This window comes from Deinococcus radiotolerans, assembly GCF_014647435.1.
Classification (GTDB): domain Bacteria; phylum Deinococcota; class Deinococci; order Deinococcales; family Deinococcaceae; genus Deinococcus; species Deinococcus radiotolerans.
In genome coordinates, this window is sequence record NZ_BMPE01000001.1 from 321,826 (window position 1) to 344,222 (window position 22,397).

A 22,397-nucleotide genomic window follows, 5' to 3' on the forward strand; every position below is an offset into this window, starting at 1 on the left:
CGGGGCACCAGTGACCGTCCAGACGATCGATCTGAACTTCCAGGGTGTGGCTGGCGTGATCGCGTCCAGCGTGTTCGACACGGGAGACGGACTGGCCGTCGTGGACACCGGGCCGGGCAGCACCCTGGACGCACTGGAGACCGGACTGGCCGGACTGGGCGCCACCCTGAGCGACGTGCGGCACGTGCTTCTCACGCACATTCACTTTGATCACGCAGGCGCCGCAGGCACCGTGCTGGAGCGGGTGCCGCAGGCCCGCGCGTACGTGCACGAGCGGGGCGCCGCGCACCTGTCGCGCCCCGAGCGGCTGCTGGCCAGTGCCACGCAGATCTACGGCGAGCACATGGACACCCTATGGGGCGCCATGCAGCCCATCGACCCCCAGCGCCTGACCGTCCTGAGCGGCGGCGAGACGCTGACGCTGGGCAACCAGGCCGTGCGGGTGCTGTACACGCCCGGGCACGCCGTGCACCACGTCGCCTACCACGCTGGTGACGACCTGTTCCTGGGTGACGTTGGCGGCATCCGCTTGGACGCTGCTCAGACACCCCGCGCGCCCACCCCCCCGCCAGACATCAATCTGGACGCGTGGCGCGACAGCCTCTCCACGCTGGAGACGCTGGACGCCCGGACGCTGCACCTCGCGCACTTCGGGGCGTACCCGAACACCCCCGCCCACTGGGCAGGCCTGCGCGCCACCATGACCGCCGACGCGGAGCGGATCCGCGCGGGCCTGGAGGCCGGGCACACCCCCGAGGCCATCACCGACGCCTTCACCGAGGACCTGATGCACGAACTGAAGCTGGAAGACCCCACCCTGCCCGCCCGTTACGACTTCGCCTGCCCACCCTGGATGAGCGTCCAGGGCCTCATCCGCTACTGGCAGCGCCGCGCGGCGCGCGGGACCGCCTGATGCGCGTCCTGGTGATCGGGGGCGGCGGCCGCGAACACGCCATCGTGCACGCCTGCACCCGCGCAGGTCACGAGGTGCTGTGCACACCCGGCAACCCCGGCATGGCCGAACTGGCCCGCGTGGTGGTCAGCGCCCAGGACGCCGCGAGCCTCGCCCGCCTGGCCCAGGCCGAGGGCGTGGACGTCGTCATCGTGGGGCCTGAAGCGTACCTCGCGGCGGGCGTCGTGGACGAATGCGACACGCTGGGCATTCCAGCGTTCGGACCCACCCGCGCCGCGAGCCGCCTTGAAGGGGACAAGGCCTGGAGCAAGGCGTTCATGCACCGCCACGGCATCCCCACCGCCGCTCACCACACCTTCAGCGACCTAGAGGCCGCCGAGGCGCACGTCGCGTCCCTCACGCCACCCATCGTGGTGAAGGACGCGGGCCTGAAGGCTGGGAAGGGCGTCACCATCGCCCACACCACCGACGATGCACGCGCGGCGCTGCAGGACATCTTCACCCAGTCGGGCGCTCAGGCCGTCATCGAGGACTTCATGACCGGGCAGGAAGTCACTGTACTCGCCCTGACCGACGGGACCACGTACGCTCTGACGCCCCCCAGCCAGGATCACAAAACCATCCACGAGGGCGACACGGGCCCCATGACCGGCGGTATGGGCGTCATCTGCCCCTTCCCGATCGCGCCGGAGCAGATGGAGGTCGTGCGGCGCGACATCATCGAACCCACCCTGGCCGGCATGCGCGCCGACGGGCATCCCTTCCGGGGTGTGCTGTACGCCGGGCTAATGCTCACGCCGCACGGCCCCAAAGTCGTGGAATTCAACGCCCGCTTCGGCGATCCCGAAGCCGAGGCGGTCCTCCCCCTGCTGGACAGCGACCTTGCGCAGCACGCCCTGGACGCCGCGCGCGGTCAGTTCCAGCCGGACACCGTGCGGTTCCGCGGCGCCGCCAGCGCGACCATCATCCTCGCCGCGCCCGGCTACCCCGGCGAACCTCAGAAGGGGATTCCCCTCGACCTGCCCACCCCCAGCACGGACGAGATCATCTACCACGCCGGCACGGCAGCCAGCACCAATGGACTGATCAGCACCGGGGGCCGTGTGCTCGCCGTTACCGCCGTCGCTGACACCCTGAATGTCGCCCTGGGCCGCGCCTACGCCCTTGCCGACCGGGTGGATTTTCCCGGCGCTCAGCTCAGGAAGGACATCGGCGCCCGTATCGGCGCCACCCCCGACCACACGTCCGTTTGACCAGCCCACGCTCAGGCGCTACCATTCCCCACGCACCCACGCCGGTGTGGCGGAATGGTAGACGCACTCGACTCAAAATCGAGCGGGAAACCGTAGGGGTTCGAGTCCCCTCACCGGCACCAACAGGAAAGAGCCCGTCCACGACGGGCTTTTTTTGGTACGTGGTACGAAGCAGATTCATTTGGTTCAGTGGTCCGCTCTTCATGCCTGCGGCCAGGACGCAGAACTTTTCCAGCTGCATCACTCTGTACTGGTGTTGCGCACGTCTTCAGAGCTCGTCATCCGGTGCCGACACGAGCTTATCTGTCGGCAGACGTTTCGCACACACTTAGGTTCGACTGTTCCTGTGCCCTTCATCTCGGCTGGGCAACTTGGGGCAGGCCACCCAGAACGTGGACCCCTGATCCACCTTGCCTCCTCCCCAGGCCCGTCCGCCTCCCCGTTCCGCCAGCCACCGCACGACGGCCAGCCCGATGCCTGTTCCCTCGTACACGCCTGTGGGGTGAAGGCGCCCGAACAGCTCGAAGGCCCTGTCCTTCTGCCGCTGGTTGAATCCCACGCCGTTGTCCTGCAGGCCAATCAGGTAATGCCCTTCCGTATCCTCGACGTGCCACTGCAGGCGGGTGACGTCCCGCGTTCGGGTGAACTTCAGGGCGTTGCTGACGTACTCCCGCAGGATGATCCGCAGGGCCCGACTGTCCCCCAGGACGGTGGGCAGCCGCGCCGGTGACCATTCCACGTTCCGACCGTCAAGCACGACCTCGAGGTCCCTTCTCACGTCCAACACGATGCGGTTCAGGTCAACTGGACCAGCCCGCAGCCGGAGTTGCCGGGCTTCAAGGTACTGCTCCAGCGACTCCATCAGCCCAAACGCGGCGCGCAGCACAGCTTGCGAGGTCTCCAGGTGCGCGAAAGTCACGCCTGCTGCCTCCACTTCAGTCTGGTGAAGACTCAGCGCGTTCCTCAACTGGGTCAGCTGGCGGTTCAGGTGCACCTGGGTGGCCTGAACGACTTCCTGCATCTCCTGCGCCTGACGCCGATTCCTGACCTCGTGTTCCTGAACAGCCCGTTGGAGTGACTCCACCTGATCCAGCAGTTGCACGTGCGCCTGTTTCAGGCTCGTTACGGCAGTCACGATCATCTGGCAGACGGGCGGTTCGTCCTCCGCACTTGTACGCTGGACGGCCGCGAAGACGGAATGCGCGGTTCCGTTGGCGTCAAGCAGCGTCAGTTCATCTTCAGCGCGAGCCCCACTGGCAAACGCCCGATTGAGCAGCGCTGTGAACGTGGCTTGCGACGAGGGTGCCAGCACGGTGCCCAGCCGGTGACCGGTCAGGCTGGCGGCCGATCGGCCCAGGATGACGCTCGCCTGGAGGTTGGCCTCCAGGACACGGCCCTCGGGCGTCAGGGTGAAGGCGGCCTGTGGACTGTGGGTAAAGAGGCGCCGGGCCTGGCGCGCTTCGCCCTGGGCAGCATGAAGCTGATTTTTCAGGAGCTGAATCTCAGTCTGCTGCTCGTGGGACGGCTCGGCTGCACGCTCCACCGTTGACAGAAGATCGTCAGTTTGACTCATGCAACCTCCAGGTCTGCCGATGAGTGAGGAAGCGGGCTGGGGAACGAAGATTTCTTGAATGGACCGCTGATGGTCAGCGGCTGGCCATGCCGCCCTGTCTGGCCTCCGGCTCCACTGTCGGTGAAATTTCATGGGCTTGGTAGGAAATGAGGCCAATCTTCGTTCAGAATCTTTGAGTTTGTCTCTCGGCCTCCCTCTTTGCAGTACCTCTCGATTTCGTGCGCCCAGCCATGTGTCGATGCGGTGTTGACGATGTATTGATCGGCCAGCATGCTCCCACAGAGGGTCCGTGGAGAGCTCCCCGTCCCAGCGGCTTTTCATTGAATCCAGTCGACTGCGCTTCCCCAGGAGCCAGCTGACAGCAGGATGATCCGAGGCAAGCGCTGCAGGTCGGTCCGCCGCTTCTGCGGCCCGGTCGCCCGAAGTGCATTGCCCGCTCCCATGTCGCATGACCTCGGGCAGGTGGTGCTGTCGCGTAAAGCTGCTCGGCTCGCAGCACAGGCGGGTCAAGGTGGATCTGGCAGATTCAGGTCCGGCCGTCTCACTCTGCCGTCCAGAGGCTCGACGCCTCGTCTGAGGAGCAGACTCCCTTCGGCGCGTCTGCTTCTCCCTCAACATCCGACGCAAGGCGAGACCGGTCGCGGTCGTTCGTTGTGGACAGGTACACGCAACCCGCGCATGCCGCCCTATTCTTGAGCACATGTCCCGACTTTCCGGTGCTCCTGTGGCGTGTCACTCCTGATGGCGACGGCGACTGATCTCACGCCCCGCCAGTTGCAGGCGATCATTGAAGTCAACGAGGACTGCATCAAAGTCCTTGATCTGGACGCCCGTCTCCTGAGCATGAATGACGGCGGACTGCGCGTCATGGAGATCCCGGATTTCAAGGTGTGCCATCACGCGCTCCTGACGTCCTTCTGGGATGGGGAGGACCGCGTCCGGCTGGAGGCCGCGCTGGACGCCGCACGGGCCGGTGAGACCCGGACCTTTGTCGGGCAGGCCAGGACGTTCCAGGGAAACCTCAAATGGTGGTCGGTGACGGTGGGTCCACTCCGGGATGAGGCTGGGCAGATCACCCATCTGCTCGCCACATCCAGAGACGTCACGGCCCAGAAGGCGGCGGAAGAGGCCCAGCGGGCGGCGCAGGCCCGGCTGGAACAGCACGCGGACCTCCTGGCGCAGCAGGTGCGGGATCAGACTCGGGCGCTGGAGATGCAGGCCGCTGCGCAGGACGCCTTTGTGCGCTTCACGGAGACGGTGGGCATCGAGACGGACCTACGTCTCCTGGCTCAGCAGGCCGTGACCGTCGTGCAGACCCACATCCGTGACCTGGGCGTGGTGCACTACGAACTGGATCTCACGGCGGGACTCTGGCGGCCGGTCGCCTGGTCGCCTGAACTATCCCCTGAACTCGTCGAGCAGATCCAGGCGGGTGTGCCGGTGGACACCCCGGACTTCGCGGAGGTAGTACGCCAGGGCGCGCCCATCTTCGTCAGTGAGTGGAGTGCCGCGCGCAATGACCTGCCTTCCGCAACGGTCTACCGCGCCGCTGGGCTGGTCCCGATTCTTGTCGGGGGTGAGCTGCGCGCGCTGTTCACGGTGGGGCACCAGACCGCAGCCCAGTGGGCGGCGCGGGATCAGGCGATCGTGCGGGCGGTGGTCCGCGGGCTGAGCCTGGCCATGGAACGCGCCGTGCACACCCAGCAGCTCACGCAGCAGCGTGACGACCTGGACCGCCGCGCCCAGGAGCTGGCAACCCTGCTTCAGCTCACGGAAGACCAGGGGGAGACGACGGATCCCCTGACCCTGATTCGGCGGGCTCAGGAGCTTGTGCTGGCGCTCCTCCCCCCCAGCTTCGCGGCGTACTACGAGGCCGAGGGGAACCGGTGGCGGCTGCGCTCACAGGTGGGCGGCGCCGAATCAGTCCTGCTTCAGGCCGCGATGGCCGCTGGTTTTCCGGTCGGGGCCACACCCAGCTTCGATCTCGTGGCTCACACCCGTGAACCGTCCTTTGTGGACGTGTACGACGCGGGAACGGATGTGGATCCGGAGGTCGCGCAGGGCGTCTCGGCTCATGCCACGCTGCCGCTGATCGTGGGCGGGAACGTCCGGGGCCTGTTCAATGTGCCGCTGTTTGAATCGCGTTCCTGGACGGCGTCAGATCAGGCGGTGCTGCAGACCATGATGCGGCACCTGGGCGTGGTGATCGAACGGTTGGAACGCAGCGCGCAGCTGATGCAGTCGAACGCAGAGTTGCACGCGTCCAATCAGGAACTCGAAGCGTTCACGTACAGCGTCTCCCATGACCTGCGCACGCCCGTCCGTCACGTCTCCGGGTACGCGACCCTCGCCCTGAAGGAACTGGCCCGGGGAGACCTGACCCGGTTGGCGCGCCGCCTCGACGTGGTGAGCGATGCGGGCAAGCGCATGGAGACGCTGCTGGACGCCATGTTGACGCTCTCCCGGGCGGGGCGCACACTGCTGACGGTGCAGTCCGTGCCGTTGGAGCAGGTGGTCGAGCAGGTGCAGCGGGATCTGCTGTTGAGGTACCCCGATCTGCCGGTCACCTGGTTCAAGGACCCGCTCCCGATTGTGCAGGGCGATCCGGGCGCCCTTCAGCAGGTGCTGCGTTATCTGCTGGACAACGCACTGAAATTCAGTCCTGAACAGGCGACCGTGCACGTCTGGGTCGAGGAGCGGCCGCAGGAATGGGCGGTGTTCGTCATGGATGAAGGGGTAGGGTTCGATCCGCGGTATGCGGGCCGGCTGTTTGGCGCGTTTCAGCGCCTGCACACCCAGCAGGAATTTGCTGGGGCGGGTATCGGCCTCGCGACCGTGAAGCGCCTCGTGTCGCGGCATGGTGGGAAGGTCTGGGCCGAAGGGCAGGCTGGGCAGGGCGCGACCTTCGGGTTCTCACTCCCGAAAACGCCCAGGGTATAGCCCAGAACGCCTTCGGATTTGACTGATGACGAAGCGGCTTCGCGCTGTGCATTCACGCCTGACGCGACGGCAAGCGCATGCAGAAATGGAATCGCTGTGAATGGTCCTTGAGCGCGGATCGAATCTTACGGATCAGGTCTGATCACGGAGCAACGCGGAGAGTGTCTCACCTTCGTATCAACGGCAGGGGATACTGCCCGGGAAGCTAAAGGTGAGGCATGCCTTTCCCCCACGCTGTCCCCACCGGCTTCGACAAGCCAAAAAAAAGCGCCCCAGAGGGCGCTGACGCTGTTCAGTCTTACCAGCGGTCGTAGCGGCCGTTGCTCTGCGCACTGACGGGAGCGGCCTTCGTGACCACGATGTTCTTGGCCTGGGGGCCTTTGCCACGCTGGCCGTCTTCAACGTCGTATTCCACTTCGTCGCCTTCGTTCAGCTTCTTGAAGCCGCTGCCCTGAATCGCGCTGAAGTGAGCGAAGACGTCCGGGCTGCCTTCCGTCTGAATGAACCCGAAACCTTTCTCCGCGTTAAACCACTTAACTGTACCTGTTGCCATCAAATCAACTCCTGAGGTTTCCAGTGAACGCAGGCGCGCGCGGGCCAATTGCCCGTGCGCGCCCTGAGTGCGAACCTGGAAATCTACCCGCCTATCTTACACCACCTGACGCCTGATATTGCGTCAGAACTCACATGGGTGAAGAACCGACCGTGCTCACGCGCTTTCTGGACAGCGAGAGCCGTCCCATGAGGTCCGCGAGGTGAAGCGCAGACACTGGGAGAACGACCCGACCCTTCAGGTACAGCGCGCTGTCACTGTGCACGTCCTTGCGAATGACATCCCGAAGGTACACGGTGTGCGTGTGGCCTTCGTGCGTGAAGCGGACGCGGTCCATCGTGCCGGGTACCCAGGTGAAGCTCAAGTCTGATGCTGGTGTCATATGGGCCCTCCAGAGGGGCGGCTCAGGGTGCGCCGCGTGAGACGTGCAGTCGAGGTCGGGCTTAAATCAGATGCTGCAACAGGCGTCCTGCTGGGCAAACGGAAGTCCCGGGCGAGGAGCTACGATCCTGACTCATGAGGGGGATCAGCTGCGCACCTATCGAATGAGGTGCAGAATCCAGACGTATCTTTTGAAGGCTTGGAGGCGCGTGTACTGTGGCTGCGTTCGCAGCAGCATGCCGGCCATCTGCCCGAACGAGAGGTACTTGAGCATCACAGAGACTGGTGCAGCGGAGGGCCGGCAGTACGCTTGCACAGATGCTCGGCGAGGTGTGAGCGGGACAGTCCGGGATTACCAGGTGCCTGTTGGGCCGCGCCGTGTGTGCGCCCCTTTCACGTGAATCACCTTCTCACTCTACATTTTTAAACGTGAAGCAATTGGAATGAGCCACCAGTCGCCGGGCGGCATATGCCGGTGCAACTGCCTTCCTCGATGAGCGCAAGGCCAGGGAACAGGAATGCTTCTCCTGCTGCATCAGCCGGGCGAGTAGCATTCCCGGGTGACTCACGTCGCATGAGCGGCATTCTCCCCATTTCGCCGAAGGACGCTCGCCGCCTGTGATCACTGATCCACTATGACCGGCTCGCCCTGGGCTGGAGCGAAAGGGCTCTGGTTGAAGCAACTCCGCCTCTCCTCATAAGGAGGGGCAATGAGGTTACCGACCTCCGGAGGCAAACTCAGGCCCAGCTGATTCGGACAGCTGAGTGGCGCGGCTGTAGTAGTCCACCCCTGGCTGACTGATGAGGCGGACCGAAGGGAGGTTCAGGCGCTTCTGAAACCCCCCAGAGCTTCAGGAAGATGGATTTGGAGGAACCGAAAGGAACGGACTTGAAGTGAAGTTGCGTTTCCACAGGGCCATTGATGGCGCAACCATGGGAGTGCTCAGATTGCGCCAGAGGCTGGTGATGTTCAGTGCGCCCAGTGTCGTGTGTTCTGCGCCCCCAGCTCCTTATTGACCGGCCAGGAAGGCCGCCTGGTTGCGGTAGAAGGCTTTGACGTCGCGGAAGGAGAGGTTTCCGGTAATGTCGATGTGGTCGTACCCGTCAATGCGGCCGAGGCGGTACCAGCTGCCAAGCGTGGTGACCTGGCCGGTGTAGGCGGCGCTGGTCTGGCCCAGTGGGGCGTTCATGGAGCGGTTGGGGACGATGCCGTCGTTGGCCCACCAGGAGTTGTCGTAGGTGACGCTGCCGCTGGGGCTGCGCCCGGTGATGTTTCCCAGCCCCGGCTTGAGTGGCCACGCGTAGGGGTAGGCGATGGGGGAGAGCGCGGCGTTCATGGTCAGGTTCGGGTAGTGCCAGCCGCTGACGAGGCCGGGTGTGGTGGCGTTCGTTTCCCAGGAGAAGTACTTCGTGCTGCGGCTCCGCCCGGTGAGCGTATTGAGTGCGGCGGAGCCGTCCACAGACAGGTCCCAGGCAGCCTGGTCGCGGGAGGTCCAGATGCCGGACGCGAACACGCGGTCCTGGTAGCGGCTGAATGATTCTCCGGTGGCGCGGGCCAGGCCCCACTGGCCGAGGTCGAAGTCGTACACGAAGTTCTCGGGGTCGACGCTGCCGACACTGGCGGCGAAAGCTAGGATCAGGTTCTTGAACATGGGAATGGCGCCTTGCAGGGTGTCGGCGGCGGGGCTGCCGCTGTTGGGTGAGCTGACGGTCATGACGCTGCGGACCCACCCGGCGCGTCCGCCGGCGTACAGGCCGCCGCTGCTGCGGTTGGTGGCGTCACCGTCGTCGAGCAGTTTGACGAGCAGGCGGGCGGTCTGGCCGCCCATAGAGTGGCCCAGCAGGTTCACGGGGTGGGCGGCGTCCCACTGCGGGTAGAAGCCGGGGTAGCATTTTTTCGCGTCGGTGCGGGCGTGCCCCTGCGTCTGGGCGTGGGCGGCGCCGTAGTCCACGCAGCCGCCTTTGATCTGCGCGTACAGCTCGGCCGCGCGGTCCCAGTTGCTGCTGACGGGGCCGAGGCTGGCGGTGTACACCGCGTACCCCTGGGCGCGCAGGTCGGCCTGCACGTCGTTCAGGCCGCCCCAGTAGCGCAGGCCGAGCGCCTCGTCGCGGCCCCAGCCGCCCAGGCCGTGCACGAGGATCAGTGGGGTGCTCTTGTCGAGCGCTTGGGTGCGCAGGGGCACGCCGCCGGGCTGGGTGGTGGTCAGGTCGGTGAGGGCGGCGGGCGCGGTGGGTTCCGGTCGGGCGGTGTCGGTTGTGGCGCGCACGGAGGTGGGGGGCGTGGAGGCGCTGCGGCACGCGGACAGGAGGCTGGTGACGGCAAGGAGCAGCGTGAGGGGAAGGCGGGATGCGGTCATGACGGTCTCCTGGGTGGCGGTCCAGGCGGCCACGTTCCGCCCGCCGGAGGGGGCAGCGTGTGGGGGCCGGGCGCCGGGTGGATTGTGGGTACGTCAGGATCGTGACATTCCAGGTGACCGCGTGTCTTGACCCGGGTTCAGAAGAGTGGAGAAAGGGCGTGCGACATGAAAAAAAGCTGCATACGGGAACCAGAAGCGGCACCTGCCGCTCTCTGCCTCCATTTCACTTGATAAGTTTTTTCTGCAAATTCCAGTCAAGATCACGCCGTTCGCTGCGGAATGCGGCATCATGGGGCGCATGACGAACCTCTCCTCCCGCCCACAGACCATGGCGGAAAAGATCCTCTCCCGGCGCGGCACGCAGGTCGTGTACGCCGGTGACCTCGCCGTCGTAGAGGTCGATCAGGTCATGGTCGTGGACTCCATCGCCCAGAGTTTCATCCAGCGGATGCAGCAGGACCTGAATGCCACCCCCAGGTACCCCGAGCGGGTCAGCATCGTTATCGACCACGTCGCCCCCGCCAGCACCGTCAGCGTCGCGCAGGCACAGAAGGAGGCGCGCGAGTACGCCGCCCAGACCGGCGTGCGCCTCTTTGACGTGGGCCGCGGCATCTGCCACCAGGTCCTGATGGAAGAGGGCCTGGCTCGCCCCGGCTGGATCGTGCTGGGCAGCGACAGCCACTCCACCACGTACGGCGCGGTCGCCGCGTTCGGCAGCGGCATGGGCGCCACCGACATCGCCCTGGCCGCCGCGAGTGGCAAGACGTGGCTGAAGGTGCCCGAGAGCGTGAAAGTGACCTTCACCGGTGACCTGCGGCCCGGCGTGACCGCCAAGGACGTCGCGCTGGAGATGATTCGCCGCCTCGGAGCGGACGGCGCCACGTACCAGAGTATCGAGATGCATGCCGGGGACCGCTTCACGCGCGGCGAACGCATGACCCTGGCCAACCTCTGCGTGGAGGCTGGCGCGAAGGCCGGTCTGGTCGTGCCCGGCGGCGAGATCCTGACCGCGTACGGGTACGACATTCCCGAGTGGGTGTACCCCGATCAGGGCGCCGCGTACGTGCAGAGCATCGAGATTGACCTCTCAGCGCTGAATCCGCGCATGAGTGCACCCAGCGAGGTGGACAACGTGTTCGACGTGGCCGAGCTGCGCGAGCAACTGCGGGACCAGCCGGTGGATCAGGTGTTCATCGGCACCTGCACGAACGGCCGAATCGAGGACCTGCACGCCGCCGCGGACGTCCTGCGGGGGCGGCGCGTGGCGCCCGGTACGCGACTGCTGGTCATCCCGGCCAGCAGTCAGGTGATGGAGGAGGCCATGGCGGACGGCACGCTGCTGACGCTGCAACGAGCGGGGGCGGTGCTGGGCACGCCCGGCTGCGGGCCGTGTATGGGCCGCCACCAGGGCGTGCTGGCGCCCGGCGAGGTGTGCGTGAGCACCAGCAACCGGAACTTCATTGGCCGCATGGGGGACAAGGACGCCCGCATCTACCTCGCGTCTCCGGCCGTGGCTGCCGCGACGGCCGTCATGGGCCGCGTGGCCCTGCCGGAGGATGTCATGACTCACGGGGAGGTGGCCTGATGCCGCGAATCTGGAAGTTTGGCGACAGCGTGAACACGGACGACATCCTGCCGGGCAAGTTCGCGCCGTTCATGGCCGGCGAGGACGTGTTCCAGACGTTCGCGTTCCATTACATCCGCCCCGAGTTCGCGGCGCAGGTGCAGCCCGGGGACGTCTTGATCGGCGGGCGGAACTGGGGGCTGGGCAGCAGCCGCGAGTACGCTCCGCAGGCCCTGAAGAAGTTGAGGGTGGGTGGGATTGTCGCGCCCACTTTTGCGCGCATTCACTACCGCAACCTCCTGAACCTGGGCATCCCGGCCTTCGAGTACGACCTGACGGGAGTGCTTCAGGATGGAGATGAGGTTTCACTGGACGTGCAGACGGGTGTGCTGACGTACGCGGAGGGCACGGTGCAGTTGCCGCCGCCGCCGGAGTTCCTGCGCGAGGCGCTGGCCGAGGGGAGCATCCTGGCGTTTTTCAAGAAGCACGGGCGTTTCCCGGGCGAGCCCGCCTAAACTGGGGGCATGGCGACTCTTGAGATTGATTGCCCCATCTGCGCTGAGGTGCTGGAACTGAGTGATCAGGACCGTGCGGAGTTGCAGGTGGGGGACGTGATTGTGTGTTCCTCCTGTCATTCGGAAATGGAGGTGACCCGCAATGATGGCGGTGAGGACTTCGAGCTGGAGCTGCTGGGCGCGATGACGACCTGCCCGAACTGCGATGAGGAGTTCGAGGTGACGGCCGAGATGCTTCAGGCCGCCCCCATGACGCGCGCGCAGGACGGTGTGGAGGTGGCATTGATGACCTGCCCGCACTGCCGCGCGAAATTCGAGCTGGAGCTGGCAGACGACTGATCTGCCTAGACAATAGCAAACGATAAGATCTGTATCACTTAGCCTATCAAACGCAAGGAGTGAATATGGCTACCGTTCAATTTGAAAACCCTGATACTGGCGCGACCATCGAACTGACCAACCCTGAACTGGGTGAACTCGTCACAGACGACGAAACTGGCGTGGAATACGAGGTCGTCTCCATCGACCCTCCCCGCCTGGAAGCTGCCCCGCAGGAAGCGGAGGACTGGGGCGAGTAAAGCGGACACAGCGGGCGGTCAGGCCCAGGCACCCCGGTGCCGCGACGCCTGACCGCCCGCCCGCTTTCCCCCAGGAGCCCAGCATGGCCGACCTCGCTGTCCTGTACGACCGCATCCGCCCCGACGAGAAGATGCTCTTCGAGGCCCTCGACGACCTCGGCGTTCCCTACGACAAGGTCTACACTCCCCAGCTGAAAGTCACCTTCGGCGAGCAGGGCCGTGCCAGCGTGCCCTGGAAGGTTGCCATCGAACGCTGCGTCAGCCAGAGCCGCGGCCACGCCGTGACCCGCGCCCTCGAAGGCTTCGGGGTGAAGGTCATCAACCCCGCGCACGTCATCGAACTGTGCGGCGACAAGCTCGCCACGAACGCCGCGCTGCACGCCCACGGGCTGCCCACCCCCCGCACAGGCGTGGCCTTCGACGGCGACACCGCCCTGACCCTCATCGAGGACATGGGCTACCCGGTCGTCCTGAAACCCACCGTGGGCTCCTGGGGCCGCATGGTCAGCCGCCTGAACGACCGCGCCGCCGCCGAGGCCGTCATCGAACACAAGGAAGTCCTGGGTGGCCCCCAGCACGGCATCTTCTACGTGCAGGAACTCATCAACAAGCCCGGGCGTGACATCCGCGCGTTCGTGGTGGGCGGCACCTGCATCGGCGCGATCTACCGCACCAGCGAGCACTGGATCACGAACACCGCGCGCGGCGCCAAGGCCAGCAACTGCCCCGTCACGACCGAGATCGCCGACCTGGCCCAGAAGGCCGCCGCCGCCGTGCACGGCCAGATCGTCGCCATCGACCTCGTCGAAGACCCGGGCGCGCAGAACAAATGGGGCGGCCTGAAGATCATCGAGATCAACCACACCATGGAGTTCAAGAACTCCGTCGCCACGACCGGCGTGAATATTCCCCGCCTGATGGGCGAGTACGCCATCAGCCTGCTGTAACCCTCTGCAGCACGAGGCCCGGTGTTCAACGCACCGGGCCTCCCTGCATGGCGTCCTCAGTCGATGACTTCAATCCCGGCCGCGCGCACGCGGTCGCGCACGTCCCGCACGCCCTCGCCACTCACGCGCATCACGAAGCGGCGCCGGCCGTTCTCACCGCCGAACGTCGCTACCGAAATGATGTTGCTGGGCAGGATCGCGTGCGTGGCCTTCTCCAGGCTGCCCGGCACATCCGGCATGTCCAGCGTCAGGCGCTGCCCGCCCTCACGCATGCCCAGGATGCCCGTGAACGCCCGCAGGATGTCCATGGTCGTGATGATCCCGCTCAGCTGCCCCGCGTCATTCAGCACGGGCAGGCCGCCCACGTGATGCTCCTGCATCCGCAGGGCCGCGTCCTCCATGTATTCACCCTCGGCCGCCGTGATGACGGGGCGGGCCATCATCTCATCCACCGTCAGCTTGCTCAGCAGGTAGTTCAGCTCCCACACGCTCAGGGTCGTCGCCTTGCTGGGCATGGCGTCCTTCAGGTCCTTGCGGGTCGTGATGCCCACCAGGCGCCCGTGCCCATCCAGGACTGGCAGGCGGCGGAACCCGCCCTCCTTCAGGATCTTCAGGGCGTCCATCACGGGCGTGTCGGGTGTGACCGTCACCGGGTCACGGGTCATCCAGTCGCGAACGAGCATGCCCGTAGTGTACCCAGCCGCGTCCCACCCGCACCAGCCAAAGGGCCCATGTCACCCAGCCGCGTCCGTGACAGCGGCGTGTGAAGCCGATCAGCTACCCTTCATTCGGCTCAGAATGCCGCGTGCTACGTTGCCGAGCATGAAGATCAGCGCCAAGATTCTGGCCCCCATGGCCCTCGCATCCGCGTTCGGGCTCGGCATGGTCGCCCCCCACGCCCAGACGACGCCCCAGAAGGTGGCGTTCGTGGACGTGACCAAACTGCTGGCCGCTCACCCCAACGACAAATCCATCAAGGACATCCAGGCCAAGGCCGACGCTGAACTCTCCGCGCTCGATAAACAGGTCAAGGCCATCGACGCCAAGGGCGCGAACGCCACCGCCGCCGAGAAGCAGACCCGCGATACGCTCGTGAAGACCATCCAGGCCAAAGCCGCTGATTACGACAAGCAGATCGACCCCAAGATTACCGAGATCGAGCAGGCCGTGGACAAGGCGGTCAGTGCTATCGCCAAGAGCAACGGCTACAGCATCGTGATGGATAAGGGCGTCGCCGCCAAGAGCGGCCTCGTCATCTACGCTGACGACAGCACCGACCTCACCAGCGCCGTCGTCAAGAGCATCAAGTAACACCTCACCGCGCTGGCTGCACTCCTGGCTCCCAGGACAGCCGGCGCGTTTCAGTCAAGGAGGTTCAAACGTGAACCGATTGCTCGTCCTGATGCCCCTGGCGCTGCTCACCACCGTGCCACACGCCCAGCAGAGTAAGAACCGCGTCGGCGTGGTGAACGTCCAGAACGTCATCAAGAATATGACTGGCAGCAAGACCTACCTGGACATCAGCAACAAGTCCAGCACCGACCTGAAAGCCCGTCAGGTCACCCTTCAGACCCTGGCGACAAAAGCCGCCAAGGGTGCCGCTGCCGACAAGGCTGCCCTAACTAAAGCGCAGCAGGAGTATGCCAAAGCCCGCGACTCCTACATCAGCCAGATCGACGCGGCGTTCAAGCCCCTGGCCACCAAGGTTAATGCCGCCGTTGCCAAAGTGGCCAAAACGAACGGGTACAGCATTGTGCTGGATGCAAACGTCGCTAACGCCACCAATCTGATTGTGCACGCCAACTCGGCCGTTGACCTCACTCAGGCTGTCTTGAAAGAAGTGAAATAGCCTTCGACTATTGAAGGTAATGTCCAGGACTCTTGGCTGTCAGGGGAAACAGAAGGAAAGAGGTGGAAGGGCCAGATTCGTTGGCCCCTCCACCTTCTTCATTTACCGTCGATTGCGTGGATGAAAAACTCCGAGTCACTCTCGCTCAGAGGTTGACGGTCTCGTTCTTCCCCTGATGCGCTTCCTCACCCTTCACAAGTCCCTTGGCCAGCGCAATCAGGCTGCGGACTTTCCCCTCGCTCTCCCAGTACTCGGCGCCGTTGGCGGAGATGCGGATCAGCTGAATGTTCGGGTCTTCCTTTCCTTCGGGGAAGTACGCCTTGTACATGTCGCTCCACAGTTCATCCAGCTTGGCGCGGTCCTCAACCAGTTCCGCCGTGCCGTTCACGCTGACGTACACCCCCTTATCCGGGCGGGCGTAACTGACGTTCACCTGCGGGTGGCTGTGCATGGCCTTCACCTGTGCGGTGTCCTTGCCACCAATGAACCAGATGTCCCCGTCGAATTCGACGTCCTGCGTGGTCATCGGGTGCGAGTGAAGGTGGCCTTCCGCAGTCTGGACGGTCAGCATGGCGAATTTCACGCCGTGGATCAGTTTCGCCAGTTCCTTGATGCCTTCGCTGCTGTTCTGCGTCATGCCCGGAGGGTTGCACAGCCCTGGTAAAGGGAATTGAGTCGGTCCGCACTGAATGAAGGCTCCAACAACTCAGCCTAAACAGACCGAACTGTCCGCTTTGATGTGATTTCCCCTCACGCCCAGCCTTGAAGGAGCGGTTGTAGGATGCCGTCACCTGATGTGGTCGTTTCAATATGGTGATAGCAGTCCATGCCATGAGTTCCCGCACGCACCTGCCCGTGCGGCGAGCGATGGTCTGACAGTCCACCTGCGCCGATGACCCATCTGGACGAATGGGAGGTCAGGGGGCAGGAACGGGAGGGTCCATCAGGCGGTGCATGAGCCGGTCGGAGGCGCCCGCGAACAGGAACGTGTTGGTCGGCACGCTCAGGGTGCCGGACGGCAGGTACGCGCCCCACCGTGCGTCGAGCGGGACGGCGTCCGGCAGACCCACGGCGCGCTGCAGGGCATTCTGGTAGGTGCCGCAGTCGAACGCGTTCAGTGTGCCGTTCAGCAGGTACGGCGCGGCCCAGAGCCGCTGCACTTCGCGGCGCAGGGCCGGGATCTGCTCCGGGCGGACGCCGGTCGTCACGACCAGCGCCAGATCACGCCGGAGCAGGCTGGTCAGGGGACGTTCCGTTGCGCCGCGCCCGAACCAGCCGGGCTCCTCGGCCACGGTGTCTTCGCTGATCTTGCGGGTCAGGTGGCGGCAGGGGCCCCAGAGGGCCGCGGCAAACTCGCACGCGACCAACACACTGCCGACGGGTGCCTGCCGCAGCGCCTCGGCAAGAGGTCGCACGCGGCTGGCAGGGAGTTCGGAGCGGTCCAGCAGATCCTGCGTGGACCAGCCCTGTTCGGGTACTAAGCGCAGAGAGGTGAGGGACGGCCCTGACGGGGCGGGCAGGCAGGAGCTGAGCAGTGTGATGAGGACCGCGCCCAGCAGCGGCCCCTTCAGTCGCGCGGTCAGCTGCGTGGCAGACACGAGGCGCTTCACGTCAGGCGCCGGGGAGGCGGAGCACGCCTTCGAGCGCCTGGTACGCTTCGGGGCGGGCCAGAAAGACCAGTTCGTCGGAGCTGGTGAGCCGGAATTCCGGGCGGGGCAGTCGGACGGACCCGTCCCGCACGACGCCCACCACCTCAACCCCGGGCGGCAGGGTGACCACGCCCAGGCGGGCGCCGCGCCAGCTCGCCGGGACGACCCGGCGGTACAGTTCCCGGTCGCTGGATGGTGGGGGCAGCAGCTCCGCCTCCTGCGGGGCGACGGGGCCGGTCGCGTCGTACGGCACGGCGGGCACCTCGGGCGCGCGGCGCGGAATGTACCGCACCGTGTCCGGCAGCCACGCGGGGGTGCTGGAATGCACGCCACTTTCACGCCGGGCGTTCACCTGACTGTCCATCAGGCCGCGCGCGCCGCTCAGCAGGTGCGCGAGCCCACTGGCGGCGAGGGTCACGGGCAGCAGCGCCTCGCCGCCCCACGTGACGGTCAGCAGGGTCGCGGCCAGCGGAACGTTCATCGTGACGGTCAGGAAGGACGCCGCGCCCACCATGGCGGCCACGGCCGGGTCGACGCCCAGCAGGTTCGCGAGGCCCACCCCCAGCAGTCCACCCACCCCGACGGAGGGCAGTACGCCGCCGCCCAGCGCCACGTGAAGACCCAGGGCGATCAGCACCCAGCGCCACGCGGCCTGCGCGCCGCCCTCCGCACTCAGGAAGCTCCCAGCCCCGAGCTGTAACCAGCCGGCGCCGTCGCCCAGCACGGCGGGTGTCAGCAGGGCCGCGACGCCCGCCGTGATCAGGCCGACAAGGGCGGCGTACGCGGGTCGGCGCCAGCCGCGCAGCGCCTCTGTGGGCAACGCGGAGCAGCTGAGCAGGGCCAGCCAGCCCATCAGGGTCGCGCCCAGCGCCACCAGCAGGAACGCCGGCAGCTGCCCCGCGGCCGGCACCTGCACATCCGGAAAGTTCAGCAGGGGCGTGAAGCCGAACGCCAGGCCGTACACGGCGGTGCCGGCCACGGCAGCCAGGAGGCAGGGCATGACGACCTCGAATTCGAATTCGAAGCGGCGGTACAGCACCTCCGCGATCAGGACCGCTGCGGCCAGGGGTGCGTGCAGCACGGTTCCGAGGCCCGCCGCTGCGCCGGCCAGCGTGAGGGTGCGGAATTCCACGGCGTCGAGGCGGGTGACGCGCTGCATCAATCGGGCGCCGAGCATGCCGGTCATCGTGAAGGGCGCGTCCCGGCCCACCAGGAGGCCCGAGGCGTGACCCGCGAGCGTGGCGGCCAGGGTCCGCAGTTGCAGGGGCAGCGGCGCCCACTGTCCGCGCTGGTGGTAGCCGCGCACCAGTTGCGTCAGGGGGTCTCCCAGGCCCGCCGGAATGAGCGTGGCGTACGCCGCGGCCACGATGGGCAGCGTGATCAGGCCCCAGTGCGTGACGGTCCCGAAGGCCATCATCAGGCCGCCCTCGCCGGTGGTGCCGGGCGGCGCGTAATCGGTCAGGTGAACGGCGAGGTTGATCAGGACGTCGAGGGTCAGGCGCAGCACGATGCACAGCCCGCCGACCAGGGCGCCCAGCAGCACGCTCAGGACCACCAGCCTTCCGGTTTCCAGGCGGTGCAGGACGGCGCGGGGCAACGGGGAACGCATTGCCGCCCATGCTAGAGCAGTTCCGCCCTGAGTGCCATACGCGCCAGTGGCCCACAGCGCAGGATTTTTGGTCCTGCTCGCCCGTGCAGGCGGCTCGTTGCGCGTCCCGCGTGGATCCGGCGCTTGCCCCGGCCGCGCGCTGCTGTGAACCCTGACCACACATGAAGGGCATTTAAAGTTCCGGGCGCTCTTCACAATCTGCGTGTGGCGCGTAAGATACGGGGCGGTTACCCGGAGTGGGGTCGCGGCGTGGTGCCGCGCGCACCCACTTCCATCCAGAAAGGAGCTTCACCATGGCCTACGAACTGCCCCAGCTGCCCTACGCCTACGACGCCCTCGAGCCTCACATTGACGCCCGCACCATGGAAATTCACCACACCAAGCACCACCAGACCTACGTGGACAACGCCAACAAGGCCCTGGAAGGCACCGAGTTCGCGGATATGCCCGTCGAGGACCTGATCCAGAAACTCGATCAGGTGCCCGCGGACAAGAAGAACGCGCTGCGCAACAACGCGGGCGGGCACGCCAACCACAGCCTGTTCTGGCAGGTCATGGGTCCCCAGGGCAGCGGGCAGCCCAGCGGTGAACTGGCCGACGCGATCAACGCGGCGTTCGGGTCCTTCGACGCGTTCAAGGAGAAGTTCGAGGACGCCGCCAAGACCCGCTTCGGCAGCGGCTGGGCGTGGCTGGTCGTGAAGGACGGTCAGCTGGCCGTCGTGAGCACCGCCAACCAGGACAACCCCCTGATGGGCGAGGGCGTGGCGGGCGTGAGCGGCACGCCGATCCTGGGCGTGGACGTGTGGGAGCACGCGTACTACCTGAACTACCAGAACAAGCGTCCCGATTACCTCAAGGCGTTCTGGAACGTCGTGAACTGGGGCGAGGTCGCGCGCCGCTACGCCGCCGCGAAGTAAACGTCTCAAACGAAGCGCGCCCCATCACCGGGGCGCGCTTCACTGTCGGTCGCTCAGGGGCGCATGCGCGTCAGCATGCGCGGGAACGGAATCGCCTCGCGGATGTGATCAATCCCCGTGATCCACGCCACGACTCGTTCCAGGCCCATCCCGAAGCCCGCGTGCGGCATGCTGCCCGTCTTGCGCAGGTCCAGGTACCACTCGAAGGCCTCCAGCGGCAGACCCTCATGCTCGATGCGGGACTTCAGCAGGTCGTAGTCGTGGATGCGTTCGCTGCCGCCGATGATCTCGCCGTACCCTTCGGGCGCGATCATGTCATCACACAGCGCCACGCGGGGGTCCTGCGGATCAGGCTGCATGTAGAACGCCTTGATGGCCGCCGGGTACCGCTCAATGATCACCGGGCGGTCAAAGTGATGCCCGAGGATCGTCTCGTGCGGGGCGCCCAGGTCGTCGCCCCACTCGACGGGTTGCACGTCCTCCTGCACGTTGGCGGGTAGGTCGCGGTCCTCGATGTGCTGGCGGATGATGTCCAGCGCGTCGGTGTACGTCACACGCGGGTAGTTGCCTTCGGCCGCGCCCACCAGTTTGCTCTGGTCGCGGCCCAGGATCTTCAGTTCCTCCTGGCATTCCTCTAGCACGCGGTGCACGAGGAAGCTCACGAAACGCTCCTGCAGCGCCATGTTCTCCACGTGGTTGCTGGGCACCACTTCAGGTTCGATCATCCAGAATTCCAGCAGGTGCCGGCGGGTCTTGCTCTTCTCCGCGCGGAAGGTCGGCCCGAAGGTGTACACCTTGCCGAACGCGAACGCGCCCGCCTCGGCGTGCAGCTGCCCCGTCTGGGACAGGTACGCCTTGTCCTCGCCGAACAGGTCGATCTCGAACAGTTCGGTGGTGCCCTCGGCGGCGTTCGGGGTGAAGAACGGCGCGTCGAAGCGGATGAATCCCTCGCCGTGGAAGAAGTCCACGACGGCGCGCTGCACGCTGTCCCGCACGCGCATAATCGCCCAGGGGCGGCGGTGGCGCAGCCACACGTGCCGGTGATCCATCAGGAACTCGATGCCGTGCTCCTTGGGCGTGATGGGGTACTCACCGTGGTTCTCGCTGATCACGGTCAGGTCCCGCAGGCTGAGTTCCACGCCGCCCGGGGCGCGCTCATCGGCGCGGACCTCGCCGGTCACGGTGACGGCCTGCTCCTGCGTGAGGCGCTTGGCTCCGTCGAACACCTCCTCGGACACGTCGGCCTTGAAGACGGTGGCCTGCACGAAGCCGCTCCCATCGCGGAGTTTCAGGAACTGAATCTTGCCCTTGCCGCTCTTGTCCTGCAGCCAGGCGTGGACGGTGACGGTCTGACCCACATGGTTCGGCAGGTCGTGAATGCTGGAGTGAACGCTCATCGCGGCTCAGTATAGGCAGCGCGGGCGCCGGAGGTCAGGACGGACGCAGCCCGGCGGTCCCGTACACTGGCCCGGTGGGTCAACCGCTTCTGGAATTCGGCATCCTTGTGGCACTGCTGATCGTCAATGGATTTTTCTCCGGCTCTGAACTGGGGGTGGTGTCGGCCCGCCGCTCCCGGCTTCAGGCGCAGGCGAATGCCGGGAACCGCGGCGCGCGGCGCGCCGTGGAACTCTCCGAGAACCCGGGCGCCTTCCTGGCCACCGTGCAGATCGGCATCACCTTGATCGGTACCGTCAGCGCCGTGTTCGCCGGCGGCAGCCTCACCCGGTACCTGGAAGCGGCCCTGCGGCCACTGCTGGGCGAGCTGGCGGGCAGCGCCGCCTCGGTGGGCGTGGTACTAATGGTGACGTTCCTGTCCCTGGTGCTGGGTGAACTGGCGCCGAAGAACATCGCGCTGCGCAATCCGGAAGCGCTGGCTATGCGGGTCGCGCCGTTCTTCGCGGGCCTGGCCCGCGTGGCCAAACCCATCGTGTGGCTGCTGGAAGTCACCACGCGCGGTCTGCTGCGCCTGCTGGGCATGCGGGGCGAGGTGCAGGAGCAGATCACCGAGGAGGACGTCAAGGCGCTGGTCCTTCAGGCCTCGGAGAGCGGCAGCCTGGAAGCTGGGGAACGTGAGCGAATTGATCATGTGCTGCGCTTCAATGACCGCCGCGCACGCGACCTGATGACGCCCCGCGCGGACGCGGTGACGCTGCGCGCCGACCTGCCGCTCCCGGACCTGATCGAGTGCGTGCTCGCCAACCCCCACGACCGGTACCCGGTGACGGACGCGACCGGCGAGGTGATCGGGCAGCTGGGCGTCGTGGATGTCCTGCGCGCCTCACATGAACAGGGGAGCCTGCGGGATGAGGTGCAGCCGGTCGTGTTTGTGCCGGAAACCGCGTGGGCGGAGGACGTCTTGGCCCGACTGGCCGGAGAGGCCGGACAGCGGCTGGCGATCGTCGTGGATGAGTACGGGGTGTTCACCGGCCTGCTCACGACGTCGGATCTGCTGACGGAACTGGCCGGTATGAACACCGCGCCTGATGAGGAGCAGCTGGTGGTCCGGGCTGACGGGAGTTTCCTCGCGGACGGTGGGATGCCCATGCATGACCTGCGCGTGCACCTGCCGCTGCCCCTGCTGCCGCGTGAGGATTTCAGCACGCTGGCCGGGTACGTCCTTGAGGCGATGGGTGAGTTCCCGGCCGTGGGTTCGCGCCTGACAGTGCAGGGCTGGGAGATTGAGGTGCTGGATCTGGACGGCCCGCGCATCGACCGCGTGTTGATCGTTCCCCCGAATGCTTCTGGTGAATAGCGACAGAGTCCACACCACCTGCTGATCGGGAAGTGTGCAGACCGTGG

21 protein-coding genes, 1 tRNA gene and 1 pseudogene are annotated in these 22,397 nt (G+C 66.1%); 14 read left to right on the plus strand and 9 right to left on the minus strand.

What is annotated here, in order from left to right; genetic code table 11:
- Nucleotides 1-10 precede the first annotated feature (10 nt).
- From IEY63_RS01560 to IEY63_RS01570, 3 genes are all read left to right on the plus strand, one after another.
- Nucleotides 11-913: an MBL fold metallo-hydrolase gene (locus IEY63_RS01560; protein WP_189067206.1), complete on the plus strand. Its 903-nt coding sequence runs from the start codon at nt 11-13 to the stop codon at nt 911-913.
- A complete protein-coding gene (gene purD, locus IEY63_RS01565) occupies nt 913-2,166 on the plus strand; it encodes a phosphoribosylamine--glycine ligase (protein ID WP_189067207.1) in 1,254 nt (417 codons plus the stop codon). Before IEY63_RS01560 ends, purD begins: the two co-directional genes overlap by 1 nt.
- Nucleotides 2,167-2,206: 40 nt before the next feature.
- A tRNA-Leu gene (locus IEY63_RS01570) sits at nt 2,207-2,288 on the plus strand.
- Between the two features lie 206 nt (nt 2,289-2,494).
- Here the strand turns inward: IEY63_RS01570 and IEY63_RS22105 are convergent.
- Entirely contained in the window at nt 2,495-3,085 is a 591-nt protein-coding gene (locus IEY63_RS22105; RefSeq protein WP_229784414.1) for a sensor histidine kinase, read from the minus strand.
- Between the two features lie 24 nt (nt 3,086-3,109).
- Between IEY63_RS22105 and IEY63_RS22410 the strand changes: the two genes are divergently transcribed.
- Complete coding sequence (locus tag IEY63_RS22410) at nt 3,110-3,244, plus strand: hypothetical protein (RefSeq protein WP_268239625.1); 135 nt, start codon at nt 3,110-3,112, stop codon at nt 3,242-3,244.
- Nucleotides 3,245-3,328: 84 nt separating this feature from the next.
- Here IEY63_RS22410 and IEY63_RS22580 read toward each other — a convergent pair.
- Nucleotides 3,329-4,441 (minus strand): annotated as a pseudogene (locus tag IEY63_RS22580) (PAS domain-containing protein); the annotation flags it as partial.
- 39 nt (nt 4,442-4,480) lie between these two features.
- On the opposite strand from IEY63_RS22580, the gene IEY63_RS01580 reads away from it, so the two are divergent.
- Nucleotides 4,481-6,679: a PAS domain-containing sensor histidine kinase gene (locus tag IEY63_RS01580; RefSeq protein WP_189067209.1), complete on the plus strand. Its 2,199-nt coding sequence runs from the start codon at nt 4,481-4,483 to the stop codon at nt 6,677-6,679.
- A gap of 298 nt (nt 6,680-6,977) precedes the next feature.
- On the opposite strand, the gene IEY63_RS01585 is transcribed toward IEY63_RS01580, so the two are convergent.
- Complete coding sequence (locus tag IEY63_RS01585; protein WP_189067210.1) at nt 6,978-7,232, minus strand: cold-shock protein; 255 nt, start codon at nt 7,230-7,232, stop codon at nt 6,978-6,980.
- Between the two features lie 1,391 nt (nt 7,233-8,623).
- Nucleotides 8,624-9,970 (minus strand): esterase/lipase family protein, encoded by a 1,347-nt coding sequence (locus IEY63_RS01590; protein WP_189067211.1) that lies wholly within the window; start codon nt 9,968-9,970, stop codon nt 8,624-8,626.
- 289 nt (nt 9,971-10,259) lie between these two features.
- On the opposite strand from IEY63_RS01590, the gene IEY63_RS01595 reads away from it, so the two are divergent.
- The 5 genes from IEY63_RS01595 (at nt 10,260) to lysX (ending at nt 13,574) form a co-directional block, all read left to right on the plus strand.
- Entirely contained in the window at nt 10,260-11,555 is a 1,296-nt protein-coding gene (locus tag IEY63_RS01595; RefSeq protein ID WP_373290872.1) for a homoaconitate hydratase family protein, read from the plus strand.
- The gene (locus IEY63_RS01600; RefSeq protein ID WP_189067213.1) at nt 11,555-12,049 is read left to right on the plus strand and encodes a LeuD/DmdB family oxidoreductase small subunit; all 495 of its coding nucleotides are present in this window, start codon (nt 11,555-11,557) and stop codon (nt 12,047-12,049) included. Before IEY63_RS01595 ends, IEY63_RS01600 begins: the two co-directional genes overlap by 1 nt.
- 9 nt (nt 12,050-12,058) lie before the next feature.
- Nucleotides 12,059-12,388, plus strand: coding sequence for a hypothetical protein (locus tag IEY63_RS01605; protein ID WP_189067214.1), 330 nt, complete (start codon nt 12,059-12,061; stop codon nt 12,386-12,388).
- A 65-nt stretch (nt 12,389-12,453) separates the two neighbouring features.
- Nucleotides 12,454-12,627: a lysine biosynthesis protein LysW gene (gene lysW / locus IEY63_RS01610; protein ID WP_189063886.1), complete on the plus strand. Its 174-nt coding sequence runs from the start codon at nt 12,454-12,456 to the stop codon at nt 12,625-12,627.
- An 83-nt stretch (nt 12,628-12,710) separates the two neighbouring features.
- Entirely contained in the window at nt 12,711-13,574 is an 864-nt protein-coding gene (gene lysX, locus IEY63_RS01615) for a lysine biosynthesis protein LysX (protein ID WP_189067215.1), read from the plus strand.
- 56 nt (nt 13,575-13,630) lie between these two features.
- Here lysX and IEY63_RS01620 read toward each other — a convergent pair whose 3' ends face one another.
- A complete protein-coding gene (locus tag IEY63_RS01620; RefSeq protein ID WP_189067216.1) occupies nt 13,631-14,257 on the minus strand; it encodes a CBS and ACT domain-containing protein in 627 nt (208 codons plus the stop codon).
- A 139-nt stretch (nt 14,258-14,396) separates the two neighbouring features.
- Here IEY63_RS01620 and IEY63_RS01625 point away from each other — a divergent pair, with 139 nt between their 5' ends.
- A complete protein-coding gene (locus tag IEY63_RS01625; protein WP_189067217.1) occupies nt 14,397-14,885 on the plus strand; it encodes an OmpH/Skp family outer membrane protein in 489 nt (162 codons plus the stop codon).
- Between the two features lie 70 nt (nt 14,886-14,955).
- Nucleotides 14,956-15,423 carry an OmpH family outer membrane protein gene (locus tag IEY63_RS01630; RefSeq protein ID WP_189067218.1) on the plus strand — a complete coding sequence of 156 codons (468 nt, stop codon included), beginning with the start codon at nt 14,956-14,958 and terminating at the stop codon, nt 15,421-15,423.
- Between the two features lie 145 nt (nt 15,424-15,568).
- Here IEY63_RS01630 and IEY63_RS01635 read toward each other — a convergent pair whose 3' ends face one another.
- The 3 genes from IEY63_RS01635 to IEY63_RS01645 all read right to left on the minus strand — a co-directional run bounded on the left by IEY63_RS01635 (nt 15,569) and on the right by IEY63_RS01645 (nt 18,681).
- Nucleotides 15,569-16,060: a pyridoxamine 5'-phosphate oxidase family protein gene (locus IEY63_RS01635; protein ID WP_189067219.1), complete on the minus strand. Its 492-nt coding sequence runs from the start codon at nt 16,058-16,060 to the stop codon at nt 15,569-15,571.
- A 280-nt stretch (nt 16,061-16,340) separates the two neighbouring features.
- Nucleotides 16,341-17,021 (minus strand): hypothetical protein, encoded by a 681-nt coding sequence (locus tag IEY63_RS01640; RefSeq protein WP_189067220.1) that lies wholly within the window; start codon nt 17,019-17,021, stop codon nt 16,341-16,343.
- A 13-nt stretch (nt 17,022-17,034) separates the two neighbouring features.
- Nucleotides 17,035-18,681, minus strand: coding sequence for a chloride channel protein (locus IEY63_RS01645; protein ID WP_189067221.1), 1,647 nt, complete (start codon nt 18,679-18,681; stop codon nt 17,035-17,037).
- Between the two features lie 293 nt (nt 18,682-18,974).
- Between IEY63_RS01645 and sodA the strand changes: the two genes are divergently transcribed.
- Nucleotides 18,975-19,598, plus strand: a complete 624-nt coding sequence (gene sodA / locus IEY63_RS01650; protein ID WP_189067222.1) for a superoxide dismutase [Mn] — start codon at nt 18,975-18,977, stop codon at nt 19,596-19,598.
- Between the two features lie 53 nt (nt 19,599-19,651).
- Here the strand turns inward: sodA and asnS are convergent, their stop codons facing one another.
- On the minus strand, nt 19,652-20,995 hold the full coding sequence (asnS, locus tag IEY63_RS01655; protein WP_189067223.1) for an asparagine--tRNA ligase: 1,344 nt from the start codon (nt 20,993-20,995) through the stop codon (nt 19,652-19,654).
- A gap of 74 nt (nt 20,996-21,069) precedes the next feature.
- Between asnS and IEY63_RS01660 the strand changes: the two genes are divergently transcribed.
- Nucleotides 21,070-22,350 carry a hemolysin family protein gene (locus IEY63_RS01660; RefSeq protein ID WP_189067224.1) on the plus strand — a complete coding sequence of 427 codons (1,281 nt, stop codon included), beginning with the start codon at nt 21,070-21,072 and terminating at the stop codon, nt 22,348-22,350.
- Nucleotides 22,351-22,397: the final 47 nt, after the last annotated feature.

Excerpts from the sequence above, each read along its gene's own strand:
- purD (WP_189067207.1), top strand. The coding sequence starts at position 913 with ATGCGCGTCCTGGTGATCGGGGGCGGCGGCCGCGAACACGCCATCGTG.
- IEY63_RS01580 (WP_189067209.1), top strand. The coding sequence starts at position 4,481 with ATGGCGACGGCGACTGATCTCACGCCCCGCCAGTTGCAGGCGATCATT.
- IEY63_RS01585 (WP_189067210.1), bottom strand. The coding sequence starts at position 7,232 with ATGGCAACAGGTACAGTTAAGTGGTTTAACGCGGAGAAAGGTTTCGGG.
- IEY63_RS01590 (WP_189067211.1), bottom strand. The coding sequence starts at position 9,970 with ATGACCGCATCCCGCCTTCCCCTCACGCTGCTCCTTGCCGTCACCAGC.
- IEY63_RS01595 (WP_373290872.1), top strand. The coding sequence starts at position 10,260 with ATGGGGCGCATGACGAACCTCTCCTCCCGCCCACAGACCATGGCGGAA.
- IEY63_RS01600 (WP_189067213.1), top strand. The coding sequence starts at position 11,555 with ATGCCGCGAATCTGGAAGTTTGGCGACAGCGTGAACACGGACGACATC.
- IEY63_RS01605 (WP_189067214.1), top strand. The coding sequence starts at position 12,059 with ATGGCGACTCTTGAGATTGATTGCCCCATCTGCGCTGAGGTGCTGGAA.
- lysW (WP_189063886.1), top strand. The coding sequence starts at position 12,454 with ATGGCTACCGTTCAATTTGAAAACCCTGATACTGGCGCGACCATCGAA.
- lysX (WP_189067215.1), top strand. The coding sequence starts at position 12,711 with ATGGCCGACCTCGCTGTCCTGTACGACCGCATCCGCCCCGACGAGAAG.
- IEY63_RS01620 (WP_189067216.1), bottom strand. The coding sequence starts at position 14,257 with ATGCTCGTTCGCGACTGGATGACCCGTGACCCGGTGACGGTCACACCC.
- IEY63_RS01625 (WP_189067217.1), top strand. The coding sequence starts at position 14,397 with ATGAAGATCAGCGCCAAGATTCTGGCCCCCATGGCCCTCGCATCCGCG.
- IEY63_RS01635 (WP_189067219.1), bottom strand. The coding sequence starts at position 16,060 with ATGACGCAGAACAGCAGCGAAGGCATCAAGGAACTGGCGAAACTGATC.
- IEY63_RS01645 (WP_189067221.1), bottom strand. The coding sequence starts at position 18,681 with ATGCGTTCCCCGTTGCCCCGCGCCGTCCTGCACCGCCTGGAAACCGGA.
- sodA (WP_189067222.1), top strand. The coding sequence starts at position 18,975 with ATGGCCTACGAACTGCCCCAGCTGCCCTACGCCTACGACGCCCTCGAG.
- asnS (WP_189067223.1), bottom strand. The coding sequence starts at position 20,995 with ATGAGCGTTCACTCCAGCATTCACGACCTGCCGAACCATGTGGGTCAG.